This is a genomic window from Cobetia amphilecti, from assembly GCF_020217465.1.
Classification (GTDB): Bacteria; Pseudomonadota; Gammaproteobacteria; order Pseudomonadales; family Halomonadaceae; genus Cobetia; species Cobetia amphilecti.
On record NZ_CP084115.1, the window covers coordinates 998,176 to 1,014,816 of the forward strand.

At 63.6% G+C, this 16,641-nt stretch carries 15 protein-coding genes; 12 read left to right on the forward strand and 3 right to left on the reverse strand.

Annotated features, from left to right (window positions below):
- Nucleotides 1–50 precede the first annotated feature (50 nt).
- From mltB to lipA, 6 genes are all read left to right on the forward strand, one after another.
- On the forward strand, nt 51–1,094 hold the full coding sequence (gene mltB / locus LCW13_RS04270) for a lytic murein transglycosylase B (protein WP_225347665.1): 1,044 nt from the start codon (nt 51–53) through the stop codon (nt 1,092–1,094).
- Entirely contained in the window at nt 1,091–2,122 is a 1,032-nt protein-coding gene (locus LCW13_RS04275) for a septal ring lytic transglycosylase RlpA family protein (protein WP_225347666.1), read from the forward strand. The genes mltB and LCW13_RS04275 overlap by 4 nt, the downstream gene beginning before the upstream one ends.
- 102 nt (nt 2,123–2,224) lie before the next feature.
- Nucleotides 2,225–3,427 carry a D-alanyl-D-alanine carboxypeptidase family protein gene (locus tag LCW13_RS04280; protein WP_225347667.1) on the forward strand — a complete coding sequence of 401 codons (1,203 nt, stop codon included), beginning with the start codon at nt 2,225–2,227 and terminating at the stop codon, nt 3,425–3,427.
- A 196-nt stretch (nt 3,428–3,623) separates the two neighbouring features.
- Entirely contained in the window at nt 3,624–3,911 is a 288-nt protein-coding gene (locus tag LCW13_RS04285) for an HP0495 family protein (protein WP_043331948.1), read from the forward strand.
- Nucleotides 3,912–3,968: 57 nt separating this feature from the next.
- Entirely contained in the window at nt 3,969–4,694 is a 726-nt protein-coding gene (lipB, locus tag LCW13_RS04290; protein WP_225347668.1) for a lipoyl(octanoyl) transferase LipB, read from the forward strand.
- Nucleotides 4,694–5,686, forward strand: coding sequence for a lipoyl synthase (gene lipA, locus LCW13_RS04295; protein ID WP_052384342.1), 993 nt, complete (start codon nt 4,694–4,696; stop codon nt 5,684–5,686). Before lipB ends, lipA begins: the two co-directional genes overlap by 1 nt.
- 105 nt (nt 5,687–5,791) lie before the next feature.
- Here the strand turns inward: lipA and LCW13_RS04300 are convergent, their stop codons facing one another.
- On the reverse strand, nt 5,792–6,781 hold the full coding sequence (locus LCW13_RS04300; protein WP_043331946.1) for a LysR family transcriptional regulator: 990 nt from the start codon (nt 6,779–6,781) through the stop codon (nt 5,792–5,794).
- Nucleotides 6,782–6,974: 193 nt separating this feature from the next.
- Here LCW13_RS04300 and LCW13_RS04305 point away from each other — a divergent pair, with 193 nt between their 5' ends.
- The 6 genes from LCW13_RS04305 (at nt 6,975) to LCW13_RS04330 (ending at nt 13,645) form a co-directional block, all read left to right on the forward strand.
- A complete protein-coding gene (locus LCW13_RS04305) occupies nt 6,975–8,390 on the forward strand; it encodes an acetyl-CoA carboxylase biotin carboxylase subunit (protein ID WP_043331944.1) in 1,416 nt (471 codons plus the stop codon).
- Nucleotides 8,391–8,473: 83 nt separating this feature from the next.
- The gene (gene oadA / locus LCW13_RS04310; RefSeq protein ID WP_225347669.1) at nt 8,474–10,306 is read left to right on the forward strand and encodes a sodium-extruding oxaloacetate decarboxylase subunit alpha; all 1,833 of its coding nucleotides are present in this window, start codon (nt 8,474–8,476) and stop codon (nt 10,304–10,306) included.
- A gap of 118 nt (nt 10,307–10,424) precedes the next feature.
- Nucleotides 10,425–10,976 carry a lactoylglutathione lyase gene (gloA, locus tag LCW13_RS04315; protein ID WP_166019255.1) on the forward strand — a complete coding sequence of 184 codons (552 nt, stop codon included), beginning with the start codon at nt 10,425–10,427 and terminating at the stop codon, nt 10,974–10,976.
- A gap of 195 nt (nt 10,977–11,171) precedes the next feature.
- A complete protein-coding gene (locus tag LCW13_RS04320) occupies nt 11,172–11,924 on the forward strand; it encodes an SDR family oxidoreductase (RefSeq protein WP_225347670.1) in 753 nt (250 codons plus the stop codon).
- A 95-nt stretch (nt 11,925–12,019) separates the two neighbouring features.
- Entirely contained in the window at nt 12,020–12,727 is a 708-nt protein-coding gene (locus LCW13_RS04325; RefSeq protein WP_225347671.1) for a prephenate dehydratase domain-containing protein, read from the forward strand.
- Between the two features lie 63 nt (nt 12,728–12,790).
- Nucleotides 12,791–13,645, forward strand: coding sequence for an isochorismatase family protein (locus tag LCW13_RS04330; RefSeq protein WP_225347672.1), 855 nt, complete (start codon nt 12,791–12,793; stop codon nt 13,643–13,645).
- 257 nt (nt 13,646–13,902) lie between these two features.
- Here LCW13_RS04330 and LCW13_RS04335 read toward each other — a convergent pair whose 3' ends face one another.
- On the reverse strand, nt 13,903–14,376 hold the full coding sequence (locus LCW13_RS04335) for a methylglyoxal synthase (protein ID WP_054555025.1): 474 nt from the start codon (nt 14,374–14,376) through the stop codon (nt 13,903–13,905).
- 79 nt (nt 14,377–14,455) lie between these two features.
- Nucleotides 14,456–15,925, reverse strand: coding sequence for a pyruvate kinase (gene pyk / locus LCW13_RS04340; RefSeq protein ID WP_043331933.1), 1,470 nt, complete (start codon nt 15,923–15,925; stop codon nt 14,456–14,458).
- Between the last annotated feature and the right edge of the window lie 716 nt (nt 15,926–16,641).

Sequence of the window (16,641 nt, forward strand, 5' to 3'; positions counted from 1 at the left end):
GGCAAGGACATTCGCGAGCCCAAGCTCGCAGACAGGCAAGGAGAGAGTCGATGACGGTGATCAATGCGCGTGGGCGACGTCTGAAGCACTGGGGCGCAGCCCTGGTGATGGTGGCACCGCTGCTGGGAATGTCAGGCGTGGCCAAGGCGGCGCCTGATGGCTTCGCCCCGGCGACTCACCCGGAAACGGCCAAGCTGGTCGACGAGCTGGTGGCCAAGGGGCTGGATCGCGATCGCGTGACCGAGCTGATGAATCAGGCCGATTACAGTCAGAAGGTGCTGGATGCCATGTCGCGTCCGGCGGAAGGTCATCTGCGCTGGGACCAGTACCGCGCCATCTTCATGAAGCAATCACGCATCGAAGCCGGTGTGAAGTTCATCGCCGAGCATCGTGAGACCTTCGATCGCGCCCAAGCCGAGTATGGCGTGCCGCCGGAAGTCATCGCCGCCATCATCGGTGTCGAGACCTTCTTCGGCAAGCACACCGGCACTCACCGCGTGATCGATTCACTGTCCACGCTGGCCTTCGATCATCCGCGTCGCGGCAAGTTCTTCCGTGGCGAGCTGGCAGCCTTCCTGCAGCTGACGATTGAGCAGGGCATCGACCCGCTCTCCATCAAGGGTTCCTACGCCGGCGCGATGGGCTATCCACAGTTCATCCCGACCAGCTATCAGGCCTATGCGGTCGATTTCGATGGCGATGGCGTGCGTGATCTGTGGCACAACCCGGTCGATGCCATCGGCAGCGTCGGCAACTACTTCGCGCGCCATGGCTGGAAGGCCGGTGCGCCGGTGGTCAGCGCCGCGGATGGCCCCGGGACGCCGCCGTCCTCCGTCACCTTCAACAAGACGAAAAAGCCGTACATGAGCGTTTCCGCGCTCGAGGCGGCCGGTGTCCAGGTGGCAGACGACGTGGCCGGCAATACCCAGGTGATTCCGTTGGCGCTGGACCTGAAGCAGGGCTACCGCTACGCCGTCGGCTACGACAACTTCTACGTCATCACGCGCTACAACCACAGCCACATGTATGCGATGGCCGTGGATGAGCTCTCCCGGGCGATCAAGCGTCGTCTCGAGGACGGAGGTGCGGGATGAGCTGGTCACGTGCGCTACCGCTGACACTCGCGCTTGCCCTGCTGGCCGGCTGTGCCAGCAGTGGGGGTGGCACCCAGGTCAGTGATGGTGCCTCGGCGAGCACCGGCAAGAAGGCTGGCAAGAACAGCCGCTACGAGATGGACAGCGATGCCTATCCCGATGATGCGCCGGATGTCTCGGCGGTGCCCGATGAGGTGCCACGTGTCGAACCCTATACCCGCAGCGGCAATCGCAGCGAGTACGAGGTATGGGGCAAGACCTATCGCGTGATGGATGATCCGCGCGGTTACGTGGCCGAGGGCACGGCTTCCTGGTACGGCAAGAAGTTTCATGGCTACGCCACTGCCAGTGGCGAGATCTATGACATGTACACCATGACGGCGGCCCACAAGTCGCTGCCATTGCCGACCTATGCGCGTGTCACCAATCTGGACAATGGCAAGCAGGTCATCGTCAAGGTCAACGACCGCGGCCCCTTCCATGAAGACCGCCTGATTGACCTGTCCTACAGCGCGGCGTGGCGCCTGGATATGCTGGGCCATGGCACCGGGCATGTGCGTGTCGAGACTCTCGACGCCACGACCTGGAAGCCGGGTCCGAGTCCGACCCAGGGCACGGCAGAGTCCGAGCGTCTGCTGGCGCGCAGCCAGGCGGTACGCCGCGAGCAGGGCATTGCCGGGCTTGACGCGATGGAGGCAACCGGTGGTTCCGTGGCCTCGAGCGCTTCCGGCGCGAGCGTTGCCGCCAAGCCCGTGGTAGCCTCTGCTGCGCCGAGCAGCACGTCCTCCGTGGCGAACGGGGAAGCTGCCTTCCTGCAGGTCGCGGCGGTCAGTGATCTGAGCAAGGCCGACAGCATTCGTGCCAGTGTCAGCTCCCGTCTGGGACGACCGACTCGCGTGCTGGGCAGCGGCGACCTCTACAAGGTTCAGGTCGGCCCGCTGGAAGACAATGTCCGTATTGAATCGCTCAAGTCGGCGCTGGCCGATGCTGGCTATGCCGGGGCCTTCAGCGTCACGGCAGAGCGATAAGGGCCGCAGGCCCGTTTTCATCCATCATGCGCTTCGTGAAGAGGCGCAACCTGGCCGAGGCGCAAGCCTCGGCTTATGCATGAGTGTCAAAGAGATTCCAACATGTCCCTGAAAGCCCGACTTCTTCCTCTTCGGCGTCGATTCTCCGCGCTGATGGCGGCCAGCGGCATTGCGCTGTTCGCAGGCGTTGCCGCCACCCCGGCCCAAGCCATCGAGACGGATACCCTGATTCCGGCGGCGCCGCAGCTGGCGGCATCTTCCTGGATCCTGATGGACGCCAATTCCGGGCGCATCCTGGTCGAGCACAATGCCGACAAGCGCCTGCCGCCGGCCAGCCTGACCAAGATGATGACGGCCTACCTGGTCGAGAGCGAGATGGACGACGGCAAGCTGAGCCCGGACGAGAAGGTCCGCATCAGCGTCAATGCCTGGAAGACGGGTGGCTCGCGCATGTTCATCCGCGAAGGCACCAGCGTCACCGTCGATGACCTGCTGCACGGTGTCATCATCCAGTCCGGCAACGACGCCAGCGTCGCGCTGGCCGAGCGCATCGGCGGCAGCGAAGGTTCCTTCGCCGACCTGATGAACCAGCACGCCAAGCGTCTGGGCATGAAGAACACCCACTACATGAACGCCACTGGCCTGCCGCACGCGGAGCATTACTCCACGGCGCACGACCTGGCGATTCTGGCGCGTCGCATCATCAAGGACTACCCGGATCACTACGAGATCTACTCCCAGAAGTACTTCACCTGGAATGGCATCAAGCAGCCGAACCGCAACAAGCTGCTGTGGCGTGACAAGGATGTCGATGGCCTGAAGACCGGCCACACCGAAGAAGCCGGCTACTGCCTGGTGGCATCCGCCAAGAAGGAAGATACCCGCCTGATCAGTGTCGTGATGGGCACCAAGTCCGAAGAGGCGCGTGCGCAGGAATCCCAGAAGCTGTTGACCTACGGCTTCCGCTACTTCGAGAGCAAGAAGCTCTATGACAAGGGCGCGGTGCTCAACCAGGCGCGTGTCTGGGGTGGCGAGAAGGACCAGGTGCGTCTGGGCATGGCTCAGGACGTCTTCCTGACCGTGCCGAGCGGCCAGGCTGACAAGCTGACCGCGCGTCTTGATCTCAAGGACACCATCAAGGCCCCGGTTCAGGCCGGCGAGCAGTACGGTACCCTGCAGATCAAGCTGGACGACAAGGTGCTGGCCGAAGAACCTCTGGTCGCACTGGAGCCGGTGGAGCAGGGCGGCCTGTTCAAGCGTCTGTGGGATGCCCTGATGCTGTTCTTCCACGGCCTGTTCAACTGAGTCAGTCGTCTGGCTGTGCGAAGTGACGCGGCCGATGACATGATTCAGTGATGGCAGTGGGGCGCGCGTGCTGGCGGTGCCAGGCGCGCGCCCCTGAATATCGCGGTCGTGTACTCAACAAAGGGCGATCCGGCTGACGGATCGCCCTTTGTTGAGTAGAATGGTCGGAAATAGAGTTACCTGAAGGGCTATCCCCATGGCCAAGACGCCAGCAGCTGGTGGGCAGACGCCCCCGAAGATTGAATTCCCGTGTGATTTCTCCCTCAAGATCGTCGGCACCGCCGCAGAAGATCTCGTCGAAGTGGTCTGCAATATCCTGGAAGTGCATGCGCCGGGCTTCGATGCGACGGCCATCACCTGGCAGGACAGCAAGAACGGCAACTACCGCAGCATCCGTGTGGTGATCCGTGCCACCGGTACCGATCAGCTGGATGCGCTGCACCGTGACCTCAAGGCCACCGGTCGCATCCATATGGTGCTGTGATCCAGGCATGAAACGCTGGATTTCCTTGTCTTGCGCCTTGATGACAGGAGCGCATGCATGAACACGATTCACGTCTACCACCTCGGCCTCAAGGCCTATGATGAGGTGTGGTCGGCCATGCGCCACTTCACCGATACGCGTGCGGCCGATGCGCCGGACGAGCTGTGGGTGGTGGAGCACCCGCCGGTCTTTACCCAGGGCCAGGCGGGTAAGCCGGAGCATCTGTTGATGCCGGGCGACATTCCGGTGGTGCAGACCGACCGTGGCGGCCAGGTGACCTATCATGGGCCCGGCCAGCTGGTGCTCTACCCGCTGCTCAACGTCAAGCGAGGCGGCATCGGCGTTCGCCAGCTTGTGACGGTGCTGGAAGAGACGGTGGTGGCGGCGATGGCCGAGCATGGCATCGAGGCCTATCCGCGTCCGGACGCGCCTGGCGTCTATGTGAAGAAGTCGGCGCAGCGTGGCGATGACCCGCGTCGTTCGATGGAAGAGGCCAAGATCGCCTCGCTGGGACTGCGCATCCGGCGTGGTTGCAGCTTCCATGGTGTGGCGATCAATCTGGACATGGACCTCGCGCCCTTCGGGCGCATCAATCCCTGCGGCTATGCCGGCATGGCGATGACCCAGCTGCGCGATCTCGTTCGCGCACCGGTGGATCTTGCCAGCGAGCGTGACCGCCTGGTGCGTTGTCTGGGCGCAAGCCTGGGCGATGTGACCCTGACTCCGGTGAGCGGCCTGCCCGCGGCACTGGCTGACATTTCTCGAACAGCAGGACAGAACTGATGACCGAGACCATCGCTACCACGAAGCCCGCTCCCTCCGCTGCTCCTGCCCGCAAGGAGCGTGGCGTGAAGCTGCGCGGCGCCGAGAAGGTTGCCCGCATTCCGGTCAAGGTGATTCCCACCGAGACCTTGCCCAAGAAGCCGGACTGGCTGCGTGTGCGCATGCCGGCCTCGCCGGAAGTCACGCGCATCAAGCAGACGCTGCGCAAGCACGGCCTGCACACGGTCTGTGAAGAAGCCTCCTGCCCGAACCTGGGCGAGTGCTTCAGCGGCGGCACCGCGACCTTCATGATCATGGGTGACATCTGCACCCGTCGTTGCCCGTTCTGCGACGTGGCGCACGGTCGTCCCAACGCGCTGAACGCCGACGAGCCGCGCGAGCTGGCCGAGGCCATCGCCGAGATGCGCCTGAATTATGTCGTCGTGACCTCCGTCGACCGTGATGACCTGCGCGACGGTGGCTCCAACCACATCGCCGAGTGCATCCGCGAGATTCGCGAGAAGTGCGATGGCACCGAGATCGAAGTGCTGGTGCCGGACTTCCGTGGCCGCATGCAGGTCGCGCTGGACGTGCTCGAGCAGACACCGCCGGACGTCTTCAACCACAACCTGGAAACCGTGCCGAGCCTTTACCGTCGCGTGCGTCCGGGTGCCGACTATCAGTGGTCACTTGATCTGCTCAAGGGCTACAAGGAGCGTCGTCCGGAAGTGAAGACCAAGTCCGGCCTGATGCTGGGTGTCGGCGAGACTGACGAGCAGGTGCTCGAAGTCATGCAGGACCTGCGCAACCACGGTGTCGACATGCTGACCCTGGGTCAGTACATGCAGCCGTCGCGCAACCACCTGCCCATCGACCGCTGGGTGCACCCGGACACCTTCGATTGGCTCGGCCAGAAGGCGCGCGAGATGGGCTTTTCGCATGTCGCCTCCGGCCCGCTGGTGCGCTCTTCCTACCACGCCGACAAGCAGGCGCACGGTGTGGAAGTGAAGTAAGCCGCACTGCTGACATGCCGTCAGTTGCCTGAACGAAAAAAACCGCCATGGAGCTTGTCTCCATGGCGGTTTTTTCATGTGGTTTGCGCCATCAGGGCGCTATGTTCATTGCTCGGTCGCCAGCGGCAGGCAGGCCACGCTGTGCCCGGGGATGGGCTCCATCGGCGCGCTGAAGTGAGCATTGAGCTCCGGCAGCAGCTCGCGCACGAAGCGCAGGAACAGCTCGGTGACCGGCGTGGGATAGCGGTCCTTGGGGTAGACGGTGCACCAGCTGCGTCTGAGCGGGAAGCCCGGCAGCGAGGGCGAGGCCAGCAGGCCTGAGGCCAGCTCGAGCTGAACCGACAGTCGCGGCAGGATCGCCACGCCCAGGTGCGCCATCACACCTTGCTTGATGGCCTCATTGGAGCCCAACTCCAGCGTATGGCGCAGCGAGACGCGCTCGCGTGCGGCGAACTCCTCGAAGGCGGTACGAGTGCCGGAACCGGGTTCACGCATCAGCATGTAGTACTGCGCGAGGTCTTCCAGCGTGATGCCCTTGACCTCCAGCAGCGGATGACCGGGCCAGACGACGGGGATCAGCTCGTTGTCGAGAATCGGCATGAAGGCCAGATTGGCGTCATCCGGCACCATGCCCATGATCACCAGGTCATCGCGCCGCTCGGCGAGGCGCTCGAGCGCCTGACCGCGATTGCAGACGCGCAGGCGCACCGAGACTTCCGGATATCGCGCCCGGAAGCGCGCCAGAATATGCGGCACCACGTACTGAGCGGTGGAAACGGCAGCCAGATTGAGCTCGCCGCGGATGGTGCCGGCGATCTCCGACAGCTCCATCTGCAGGCTCGAGACCTCGCCGAAGATCGACTGCACCGAGTTCGCCAGGGCGTCAGCCGCCGGCAGGATATGCAGCGTCTTGCCGGCATATTTGAACAGCGATTGCTCGAGTGCCTGCTCCAATTGACGAATCTGGGCACTGACGGCGGGTTGCGTCAGGCCAAGTTGCTCGGCCGCACGGGAGTAGGACTGTTGGCGATGAACCGCTTGGAACACCTGTAACTGTCTGAAAGTTAAGCGATTCAACAAGTTTGGACGCGACATGACACACCCAGTCATAAGGTTTTACTTATAGATTGGCAAAAAAATATCAACTTTTCTATTGGTCTCTCGCTGGGTAGCGTGGAACGCATGCTACCTCGTGTCTGTCAGCGCCGTTGTCGCGTCTGGCGGTCAATGACAAGCGCACGACCAGAGCACCACAACAAGATCACGCGTCACGTCCGGGAGAGTCACCATGTTTCGCAAGTTGCTGATTGCCAACCGAGGGGAAATCGCAGTGCGCATTGTACGCGCCTGTGCCGAGATGGACATCCGCTCAGTCGCTGTCTACACCGAACCTGATCGTTTCTCCTTGCACGTCAAACGCGCCGATGAAGCGCATTTCATCGGCGAAGACCCGCTGGCCGGCTATCTGGATGCCCGCCGCCTGGTCGATCTCGCGCGCGAGACCGGCTGTGACGCCATCCATCCGGGCTACGGATTCCTGTCGGAGAACGCCGAATTCGCGGCTATCTGTGAAGCGGCGGGAATCGCCTTCGTGGGGCCTGCCAGCAGTGTCATCGCCCGCATGGGTGACAAGACCCAGGCCCGCGATGCCATGAAGGCGGCCGGCGTGCCGGTGACGCCGGGCTCGGCCGGCAATCTGGCCGATGTCGAGGAGGCGCTGAGTGTCGCCGAGCAGGTCGGCTACCCCGTCATGCTCAAGGCTACCTCAGGCGGTGGGGGGCGCGGTATCCGGCGTTGTGATGATGCTCATCAGCTCGAGCAGGCCTGGGGGCGCGTGATCTCGGAAGCCACCAAGGCCTTCGGCAGCGCCGATGTGTTCCTCGAGCGTTGCGTGGTCGACCCGCTGCATATCGAGGTGCAGATCCTGGCCGACAATCACGACAACGTGATTCATCTGTTCGAGCGTGACTGCTCCATCCAGCGTCGCAACCAGAAGCTGATCGAGATTGCCCCCAGTCCGCAGCTGACACCGGAGCAGCGCTCTTACGTCGGCGAGATGGCGGTACGTGCCGCCCGCGCCGTCGGCTATCGCAACGCCGGCACCGTGGAGTTTCTGGTCAAGGGCAACGAGATCTACTTCATGGAGATGAACACTCGCGTGCAGGTAGAGCACACCATCAGCGAGGCCATCACCGGCGTGGACATCGTGCGCGAGCAGATCCGCATCGCCTGGGGCCACAAGCTGGCCTTCCGTCAGGAAGACATTCGCCATCACGGCTATGCGATCCAGTTCCGCATCAACGCCGAGGACCCCAAGAACGACTTCCTGCCAAGCTTCGGGCGCATCACGCGCTACTACGCGCCGGGCGGGCCTGGCGTGCGTACCGATACCGCGATCTATACCGGCTACACCATCCCGCCGTATTTCGATTCCATGTGTCTGAAGCTCATCGTGTGGGGGCTGACCTGGGAAGAGGTCATCAATCGTGGTTCACGTGCCCTCAATGACATGCGTCTGCAGGGCGTCAAGACCACGGCGCCTTACTATCAGGAAATCCTCAAGCACCCTGATTTCCGCAACGCACACTTCGATACCGGCTTCGTGGCCGCCCACCCGGAATTGACCCAGTACTCGGTCAAGCGCCTGCCGGAACAGACGGCGCTGGCGATCGCGGCGGCCATCGCGGCCCACGCCGGTCTCTGATGCGCACCTGATGCCCCTGATGTCGTGAATCTTCCCTGAGCTTCCCCCGGTTCACGTAGCCAACAATTAGAAGGACCCCAGACATGACAGCTGCAACCCACAACGCCCCCGCCGTCGATCACGCCGAGCGCGTCAAGGTCACCGAAGTCGTGCTGCGCGATGGCCACCAGTCGTTGATCGCGACCCGCATGCGCACCGAGGACATGCTACCGATTGCCGCCCGCCTCGATCAGGCCGGTTTCTACAGTCTCGAAGTGTGGGGCGGCGCGACCTTCGATGCCTGCGTGCGTTTTTTGAAGGAAGATCCCTGGGCGCGCCTGAAGGCGCTCAAGGAAGCCATGCCCAACACCCCGCTGCAGATGCTGCTGCGCGGCCAGAACCTGCTCGGCTATCGTCACTACGCCGATGATGTGGTGGAGGCCTTCGTCGAGCGCGCCGCGGCAGGTGGCATCGATATCTTCCGTGTCTTCGATGCCCTGAATGACCTGCGCAACATGGAAACCGCCATGCGTGCGGTCAAGAAGGCCGGCAAGCACGCCCAGGGCACCATCTGCTACACCGTGAGCCCGGTGCATACGCTGGAGATGTACGTCGAGCAGGCGCGCAAGCTGGTCGAGATGGGGGCCGATTCCATCGCCATCAAGGACATGGCCGGCCTGCTGACGCCGTATGCCACCTACGACCTGGTCAGCGCGCTGGTCGAGGCGGTCGGGGTGCCGATCCACCTGCACAGCCACGCCACGGCAGGCCTGGCGCCGCAGTGCCAGATCAAGGCTGTCGAGGCGGACTGTCGCCACATCGATACCTGCATCTCGGCCTTCGCCGGCGGCACCAGCCATCCGGCCACCGAATCCTTCGTGGCCTCGCTGCGCGGCACCCAGTGGGATACCGGCCTTGAGCTGGAGTCGCTGCGCGAGATCGGCGATTACTTCCACGAGGTGCGCAGCAAGTACTCAGCCTTCGAGAGCGAATTCACCCGCGAGGATGTCTCGGTCCAGATCAGTCAGATCCCCGGCGGCATGATGTCCAACCTGGCCAGCCAGCTGAAGGAGCAGAACGCCCTGGAGCGCATCCGCGAGGTGTTCGATGAGATTCCGCGTGTGCGTGCCGATCTCGGCTATCCGCCACTGGTCACCCCGACCTCGCAGATCGTCGGCACCCAGGCGGTACTCAACGTGCTGACCGGCGAGCGCTACAAGAGCATCACCAACGAGGTGAAGCGCTACCTGCAGGGCGGCTATGGTCAGGCGCCGGCACCGGTCAACGAAGAGGTGCGCTCGCGTGCCATCGGCAACGCGCCGGTGGAAGTCGGGCGCCCGGCCGACCTGCTCGCGCCGGAGATGACGCGCCTCACCGAGGAGCTGGGCGAGCTGGCCGAGTCCCCCGAGGACGTGCTGACCTTCGCCATGTTCCCGGAGCTGGGACGTGACTTCCTCAATGAGCGCCGTGCCGGCACGCTCACACCGGAAATCATCCCCCAGGGCGAGGCGGAACGTCCGGTGACCTCTGGAGTGCCGACAGAGTTCGTCATCGACGTGCACGGCGAGTCCTACGCGGTGCAGATCACCGGCGTCGGCGGTGCCAAGGGAAGCAAGCGTCACGTCTACCTGACCCTGGACGGCATGCCGGAAGAGGTGGTGTTCGAGGCCAAGGACGATTACGTGGCGGGCGGCCAGAGCGGCGGACGTGCCAGCGCCTCGGCGCCGGGCCATGTTACCACCGCGATGCCGGGCAACATCGTCGAGGTGCTGGTCGCGGTCGGTGACAGCGTCACCGCGGGCCAGTCGGTGCTGATCAGTGAGGCGATGAAGATGGAGACCGAGATCGCCGCGCGTGTCGACGGTACCGTCAAGGCCATTCATGTCGCGCGTGGCGATCGTGTCACGCCGGGGGAAGTGCTGATCGAGATCGCGTGATGCCAGCGGCGGCGAGGTTGCAAAATCTGGCCGCCGTCACCATCTGACAGCTATACGATCACCAGGGGCGGCCGGGCATCTTCGAGGCTCTGCCGTCCTTTCCTGTGGAAGGACCAACATGGCAACACATTTCGAGCAGGTTCCCGGCCTGAGTGAGCAGATCGACCCGGCCACCCGTGGCTACGTCTTCAACCAGACCATGCTGCGCATCAAGGACCCCGAGCGCAGCCTGGATTTCTACACCCGCGTGCTGGGGATGCGTCTGGTGCGCAAGCTCGACTTCCCGGAAATGCAGTTCAGTCTCTATTTCCTCGCCTATCTGGATGACGACCAGGCCAGTGAAGTGCCCGGTGATGACCTCAAGCGCACCACCTACACCTTCGGGCGTGAGGCAATGCTGGAGCTGACCCATAACTGGGGCACCGAGAATGACCCGGACTTCGCCTACCATGACGGCAACGCCCAACCGCAGGGCTTCGGCCATATCGGGGTCAGCGTGCCGGATGTCTATGCGGCTGCCGAGCGTTTCGAGTCGCTGGGCGTCGAGTTCGTCAAGCGCCCCGACGATGGCAAGATGAAGGGTCTGGCCTTCGTGAAGGACCCCGATGGCTACTGGATCGAGATCCTGCGCGCCGATACCTTCGAGCGTCAGGCCAACGGCGAAGCCTGAGGCAGGCCGCCGCTGTAAACAACCGCCACCACCGGCATGCCCGGGGTGGCGGTTTTTCGTTTATACGAAACTCCGCGTTGCAGGGGTGTCAGCGGCATTCGCTTGCTGCAATGATGATGTCTGACTGACACTCGCAAGGCGCTCATTATTGATGGCCCTTGAGGTCGATCGCCCATGACGAAAGAGGAGGCAGTTATGTCGGAGAATGCACAGCGGTTGAGCGGCAAGGTGGCGGTAGTCAGTGGGGCTTCACGCGGGATCGGTGCCGGGATCGCGCAGCGCCTGGCGGCGGATGGCGCTCACGTCATCGTCAACTATCGCAGCGACAGTGATGGCGCCTTGCAGGTCGTGACGGATATCGAGTCGCGGGGCGGCAAGGCGATCGCCGTTCAGGCCGATGTCGGTGTCAGCAGCGACGCGGCACAATTGTTCACCGAAGCCCGGCGCGTGTACGGCGGCGTGGATATCCTGGTCAACAATGCCGGCATGAGCATCTACAAGCCCATCGCCGATTTCACGGATGACGACTTCGCCAACCTGATGCAGGCCAATCTGACCGGCTCCTTCAATCTGATGCGTGAGGCGGCGCGGCATCTGCGCGATGGCGGACGTGTGATCAACATGTCCACCTCGGTGACGCGGCAGATGTTCGCGACCTATGGGCCCTATGCGGCTTCCAAGGCCGCGGTGGACCAACTGACGCGGGTGCTGGCCAAGGAAGTCGGTGAGCGAGGCATCACGGTCAATGCCGTGGCGCCGGGCCCGACGGACACCGGCCTGTTTCGTCACGGCAAGAGTGAAGAGACCATCGAGCGCCTCAAGGGCATGGCGGCGCTGGGGCGCATTGCGGACCCGCAGGATGTCGCAGCCGTGGTGGCCTGGCTTGCCAGCGAAGATGCCGGCTGGGTGAGTGGCCAGGTCATCGGTGCCAATGGCGGCTTTGCCTGAGGTCACCGAGGTGGGTTTTGCCTAACACCGCCCATGTTTGCGGCTATGCTGTTGTCAGGATGAGGTTTGTTCAGACATTGGCATGAGGGGCTGGTATGAAGGTGACAGCTAGCGAAGTCCACGGCGATATCTCGCCGCAGGGCGTGATCCCGGCTCCCGATGGTTTGCGCGTGGGCTATCCCGGGCACCTTGGGGGTTACTCGCGCGAGTGCGCGCTCAAGCTCTATGCCAACGACGCCCAGCTCAAGGCTTACGCAGGCATCGATGAGGTCATCAGGGCGCTGGCGGAAGGCGAGATCGATACCGCCGTGGTGCCCTGGTCGCGTGGGCATCAGCGTCCGGTGCGCACCACGCATCAGGCGCTGGCCTTCTGGACGGGCATCTGCGTCGAGCGGCGGGTCTTCCGTGCCATCAGTCTCAGTCTGCTGGGGCCGCCCGGGGCTTCACCGTCGGCGGTGAGGCGTATCGTGGCACGCGAGGCCCTGTTCGAAGAGTGCGATGCCTGGTTGCAGCAGAACCTGCCGGAGGTCGAGCGGGTGGAGTGTCTGCACATGGCGGATGCGCTGGACATGGCAGAGAGTCGCAGCGATACGCTGGCCATCGCGCCGCCATCACTGGCGCGCCGCCCGGGGCTTGTGTGCCTCGCCCAGCGCATCGAGGATGACCCCGGCCGTGTGGCGCAATTCGCGGTGCTGAGGCGTGATCACTCGCGGGTGCGCGGCCAGTGCTTTTCCTGTGATGCCACGGTGGATGAAGGGCAGGGCAACGCCGTGCTGTCCGGTACCAGCGAGCCCACCGGGTGAGGGTCGCCGCTCGGCCCTGAGTTCCGTTATGCTGAAGGCCATTCGTCATCAGAGGCCTTTTGTATGGTGTCTTCCGACCAGCGCTCATCCGCACCCTCCGTATCCCCTACATCAGAGACGCAGGACGCCGCGACTTCATCCGATGTCGCGGCGTCCTGCGTGGTGCAACGCATTCCTGCCACTCCCGCCGAGTGGAAGACCCTCGGCGAGCTTGATGCCCGCCTGCCGGTGCGGCCGGCCGTGGTGCCGGTCTCGCTGCCGACGGCCGGGCTGATCATCGTCGATGAGATCAACGGCTTCTGTCAGGTCGCAGGCGGTGCGCTGGCGCCTCAGACGCCCAATGCCCAGGTCAGCAGGATGATTGCCCTCAGCGATGCTCTGGCGCGAACCTTCAGTGAGCGCAAGCGCCCCTTGCTGGCCTTCATTGATTCCCATGCGCCGGGCAAGCCGGAGCCGCCTTATCCCGCCCATTGTGAGCAGGGCAGCGGTGAGGATGAGCTGGTGGCGGAACTTGCCTGGCTGGAGGAGGAGCCGCAGGCCACGCTGGTGCGCAAGGACTGCATCAATGGCTATGTCGGCGCGATTGATCCCCATACCCAGGTCAATGCGCTGCAGGAGTGGGTGAGCGACGAAGGGCTGGAAACCCTGGTCGTGGTAGGCATCTGCACCGATATCTGCGTGATGGATCTGGTATTGACGTTGCTGTCGGCGCGCAATCACGGCCTGCTGGGCAAGGTGCGTGACATCGTGGTGCTGGAGCCCGGCTGTGCCACCTACGATCTGCCGGCCGAAGTGGTTGAGCAGCTGGGGCTCCCCGATACGGCGACGCATCCCCAGGCAGACAGTCATCACATCGGACTTTACTGCATGGCGGCGCGTGGTGCGGTGATCGCCAGTCAGCTTGAGCTGACTTCTTGAGCAGATGTCGTGAGCTGCTGTCATGGATTGAGCTGCGTCTCTCGTAGCGTCGCCGGAGAGAGGGGTAGACGATTAGAGAGTAATTGAAGAGAGAGGAAGAGCAGGGGTGGTGGCAGGAAGGCAGCAATTTCGCCAACTGCCGCGCAGGCAATACTGCTCGTCTGCGCAAAAGGTAGTTTGATTACAACATCTGGCCATGAAAACGCCGCCTCTCTTGCGAGCAGGCGGCGTTTTCATGGGGCGACAGCCAGCGTCATTCAGGCGCGGGTGCTGACCCAGTCGTTGGCGTCGGGCACGGCGACTTCGACTTCCTCGGAGATCAACTTCGAGTGGAAGAGGAAGTCCGCGCTGGCCGCATTGCTGGCGACCGGCACGTTCCACAATGCCGCCAGGCGCAGCAGCGCCTTGACGTCAGGATCATGCGGCATCGGCGCGAACGGGTCCCACAGGAAGACCAGCAGGTCCAGATTGCCTTCGGCGATGCGCGCGCCGATCTGCTGATCACCGCCCAGCGGGCCGCTCAGCAGGCCTTCGACCTCGAGGCCCAGCTCCTTGCTGATGCGGCGGGCAGTCGTGCCCGTGCCCAGCAGCTGGTGGCGGGATAGCTCATCGCGCCAGCGATTGGCCCACGCCAGCATTTCATCCTTCTTGCCATCGTGCGCCACCAGCGCAATGCGCTTGCGTGCTGGCAGGGTGCGCCGTGCCTGGCGCTTGGGTCGTTGTTCGCTCATTCCCTGACCTCCTGAGGATGGGGCAATGTCGCTGGCCTCCCGCCTCGAAAGGTCCGGGGCGGGAGGCCAGCGAGGCCGATCAGTCGATGGTGCTGCCGACAGTGACGATCTTCATGGTGTTGGTGCCGCCATGTGCGTTCATCTGGTCGCCACGGGTCAGGATCACCAGGTCACCGCGAGTCGCGATGCCACGGGCTTCCAGTTCCGCGATGGCGCGGCGGTTGATTTCCGCCGCCGGCAATTCGCTGGAATCGAAGGGCAGTGACACCACACCACGGTAGAGCGCCATGCGACGCTGGGTCTTCTGGTCCTGCGCCAGGCCGACGATGGGCAGACCGGAGCGGATGCGCGAGGCGATCAGCGGGGTATAGCCGGATTCCGTCATGCACACGATGGCCACGACACCGGTCAGGTGGTTGGCGGCATACATCGCGGACAGCGCGATGGTCTCGTCGGTCTTGCTGAAGCCTTCGTGGATGCGGTGCTGGGATTCCTGCGCGGCACGCTCACGTTCGGCGCCCAGGCAGACGCGATCCATGGTCTCGATGGTCTCGACCGGGAAGTCGCCGGCGGCGGTCTCGGCCGACAGCATCACGGCGTCGGTGCCGTCGAGCACGGCATTGGCGACGTCGAAGACTTCGGCGCGGGTCGGCAGCGGTGCGCTGATCATGGATTCCATCATCTGGGTGGCCGTGATGACCACGCGGTTGAGGCTGCGCGCGCGGCGGATCATGCGCTTCTGCACACCGATCAGCTGAGCATCGCCAATCTCGACGCCCAGATCGCCACGCGCCACCATCACGCCTTCACTGGCGAGGATGATGCCATCCAGCACGGCGTCGTCGGCCACGGCTTCGGCGCGCTCGACCTTGGCGATCAGGCCGATGTCACGACCTTCCTCGCCCAGCAGTTCACGTGCCAGCTGCATGTCGGCGCCGCTGCGCGGGAAGGACACGGCCAGATAGTCGACGCCGATATCGATGGCGGTCTTCAGGTCAGCCTTGTCCTTGTCGGTCAGGGCTTCGGCAGACAGGCCGCCGCCCTGCTTGTTGATGCCCTTGTTGTTGGACAGCTTGCCGCCGACCTTGACGGTGGTGTGGATCTCGTTGCCCTTGAGCTCATTGACCTCAAGCACCACACGGCCATCGTCGAGCAGCAGCACGTCGCCCGCGACCACGTCATCGGCCAGTTCCTGGTAGTCACAGCCGACACGCTCGACGGTACCTTCATCACGGCCCAGGCCGATATCGAGGATGAACGGCTGGCCTTCGCTCAGCTTGACGGCGGTATCCTTGAAGCGCGCGATGCGGATCTTCGGACCCTGCAGATCGCCCAGCACGGCGACGCTGCGGCCCTGGGCGGCGGCGGCCTGACGTACGGCCTCGGCGCGCATGCGGTGGTCTTCGGGGCTACCGTGGGAGAAGTTGAGGCGTACCACATCGACTCCGGCACGAATCATCGCGTCGAGCACACCCGGCTTGTCACTGGCAGGGCCGAGAGTGGCGACAATCTTGGTGCGGCGGATCGGGCCGTTGAACGCGTGCGGCATGAAAGCATACTCCTTGAACACTGGCGTGATGGACTGGCTGAAAACGCAAACCAGGTTGTTGTCATTTTACTACATTGAAGGCTGAAAGGGAGCCTGTCGAGTATCGTCGGCTGTCGTTGTCCATTCTCGTGATCACGATCGGGACTGCAAGGGGTGACGTGAAGTATGCCGAGCGATTGTTGCGAATACGTTGTCGCGGGTACGCGGACACGGGCTGGGGCGTCAGGGTATGCCGCGCTGCGCCATGTGGGCGCGGCCCGTCATTTCGAGGCCTGACGGCCAGGCGTCGCATGTTCTCTGCGGCAGCGTCGTGGTGACCGCCCCGTCACGCCAATGTCCGCTGGCTGGCTTTCACTGACAGCCATTCCAGTGCTACCTATATAGTGGCAATACCCTGCTGAGCGAAATTTCCGCTCATCGGACCAGCTCAGACCGTGCACCGGCCCCGTGTATCGGGCCCGTTGACCGCTGCCATGCGCTGATGACCTATGCTCAAACCCGGCTCGAATGCCGGATTGCCACGACCACATGCCTGATGGCTGTCGATGTCATTCGGCGCAAGCCGCATGCTGACATGGCGGGTGGCATGGCATGTCTCGAGGCTGTCGCAGAGGCGCCCTGTCGAGCCGCCCTGACGAGGCGTCAGTCTCAACATTGCTGGTCAGCGCTGAAATGCTGGGGTAGGGTAGGCGCATTTTTCGGCTGGGACAAAACCC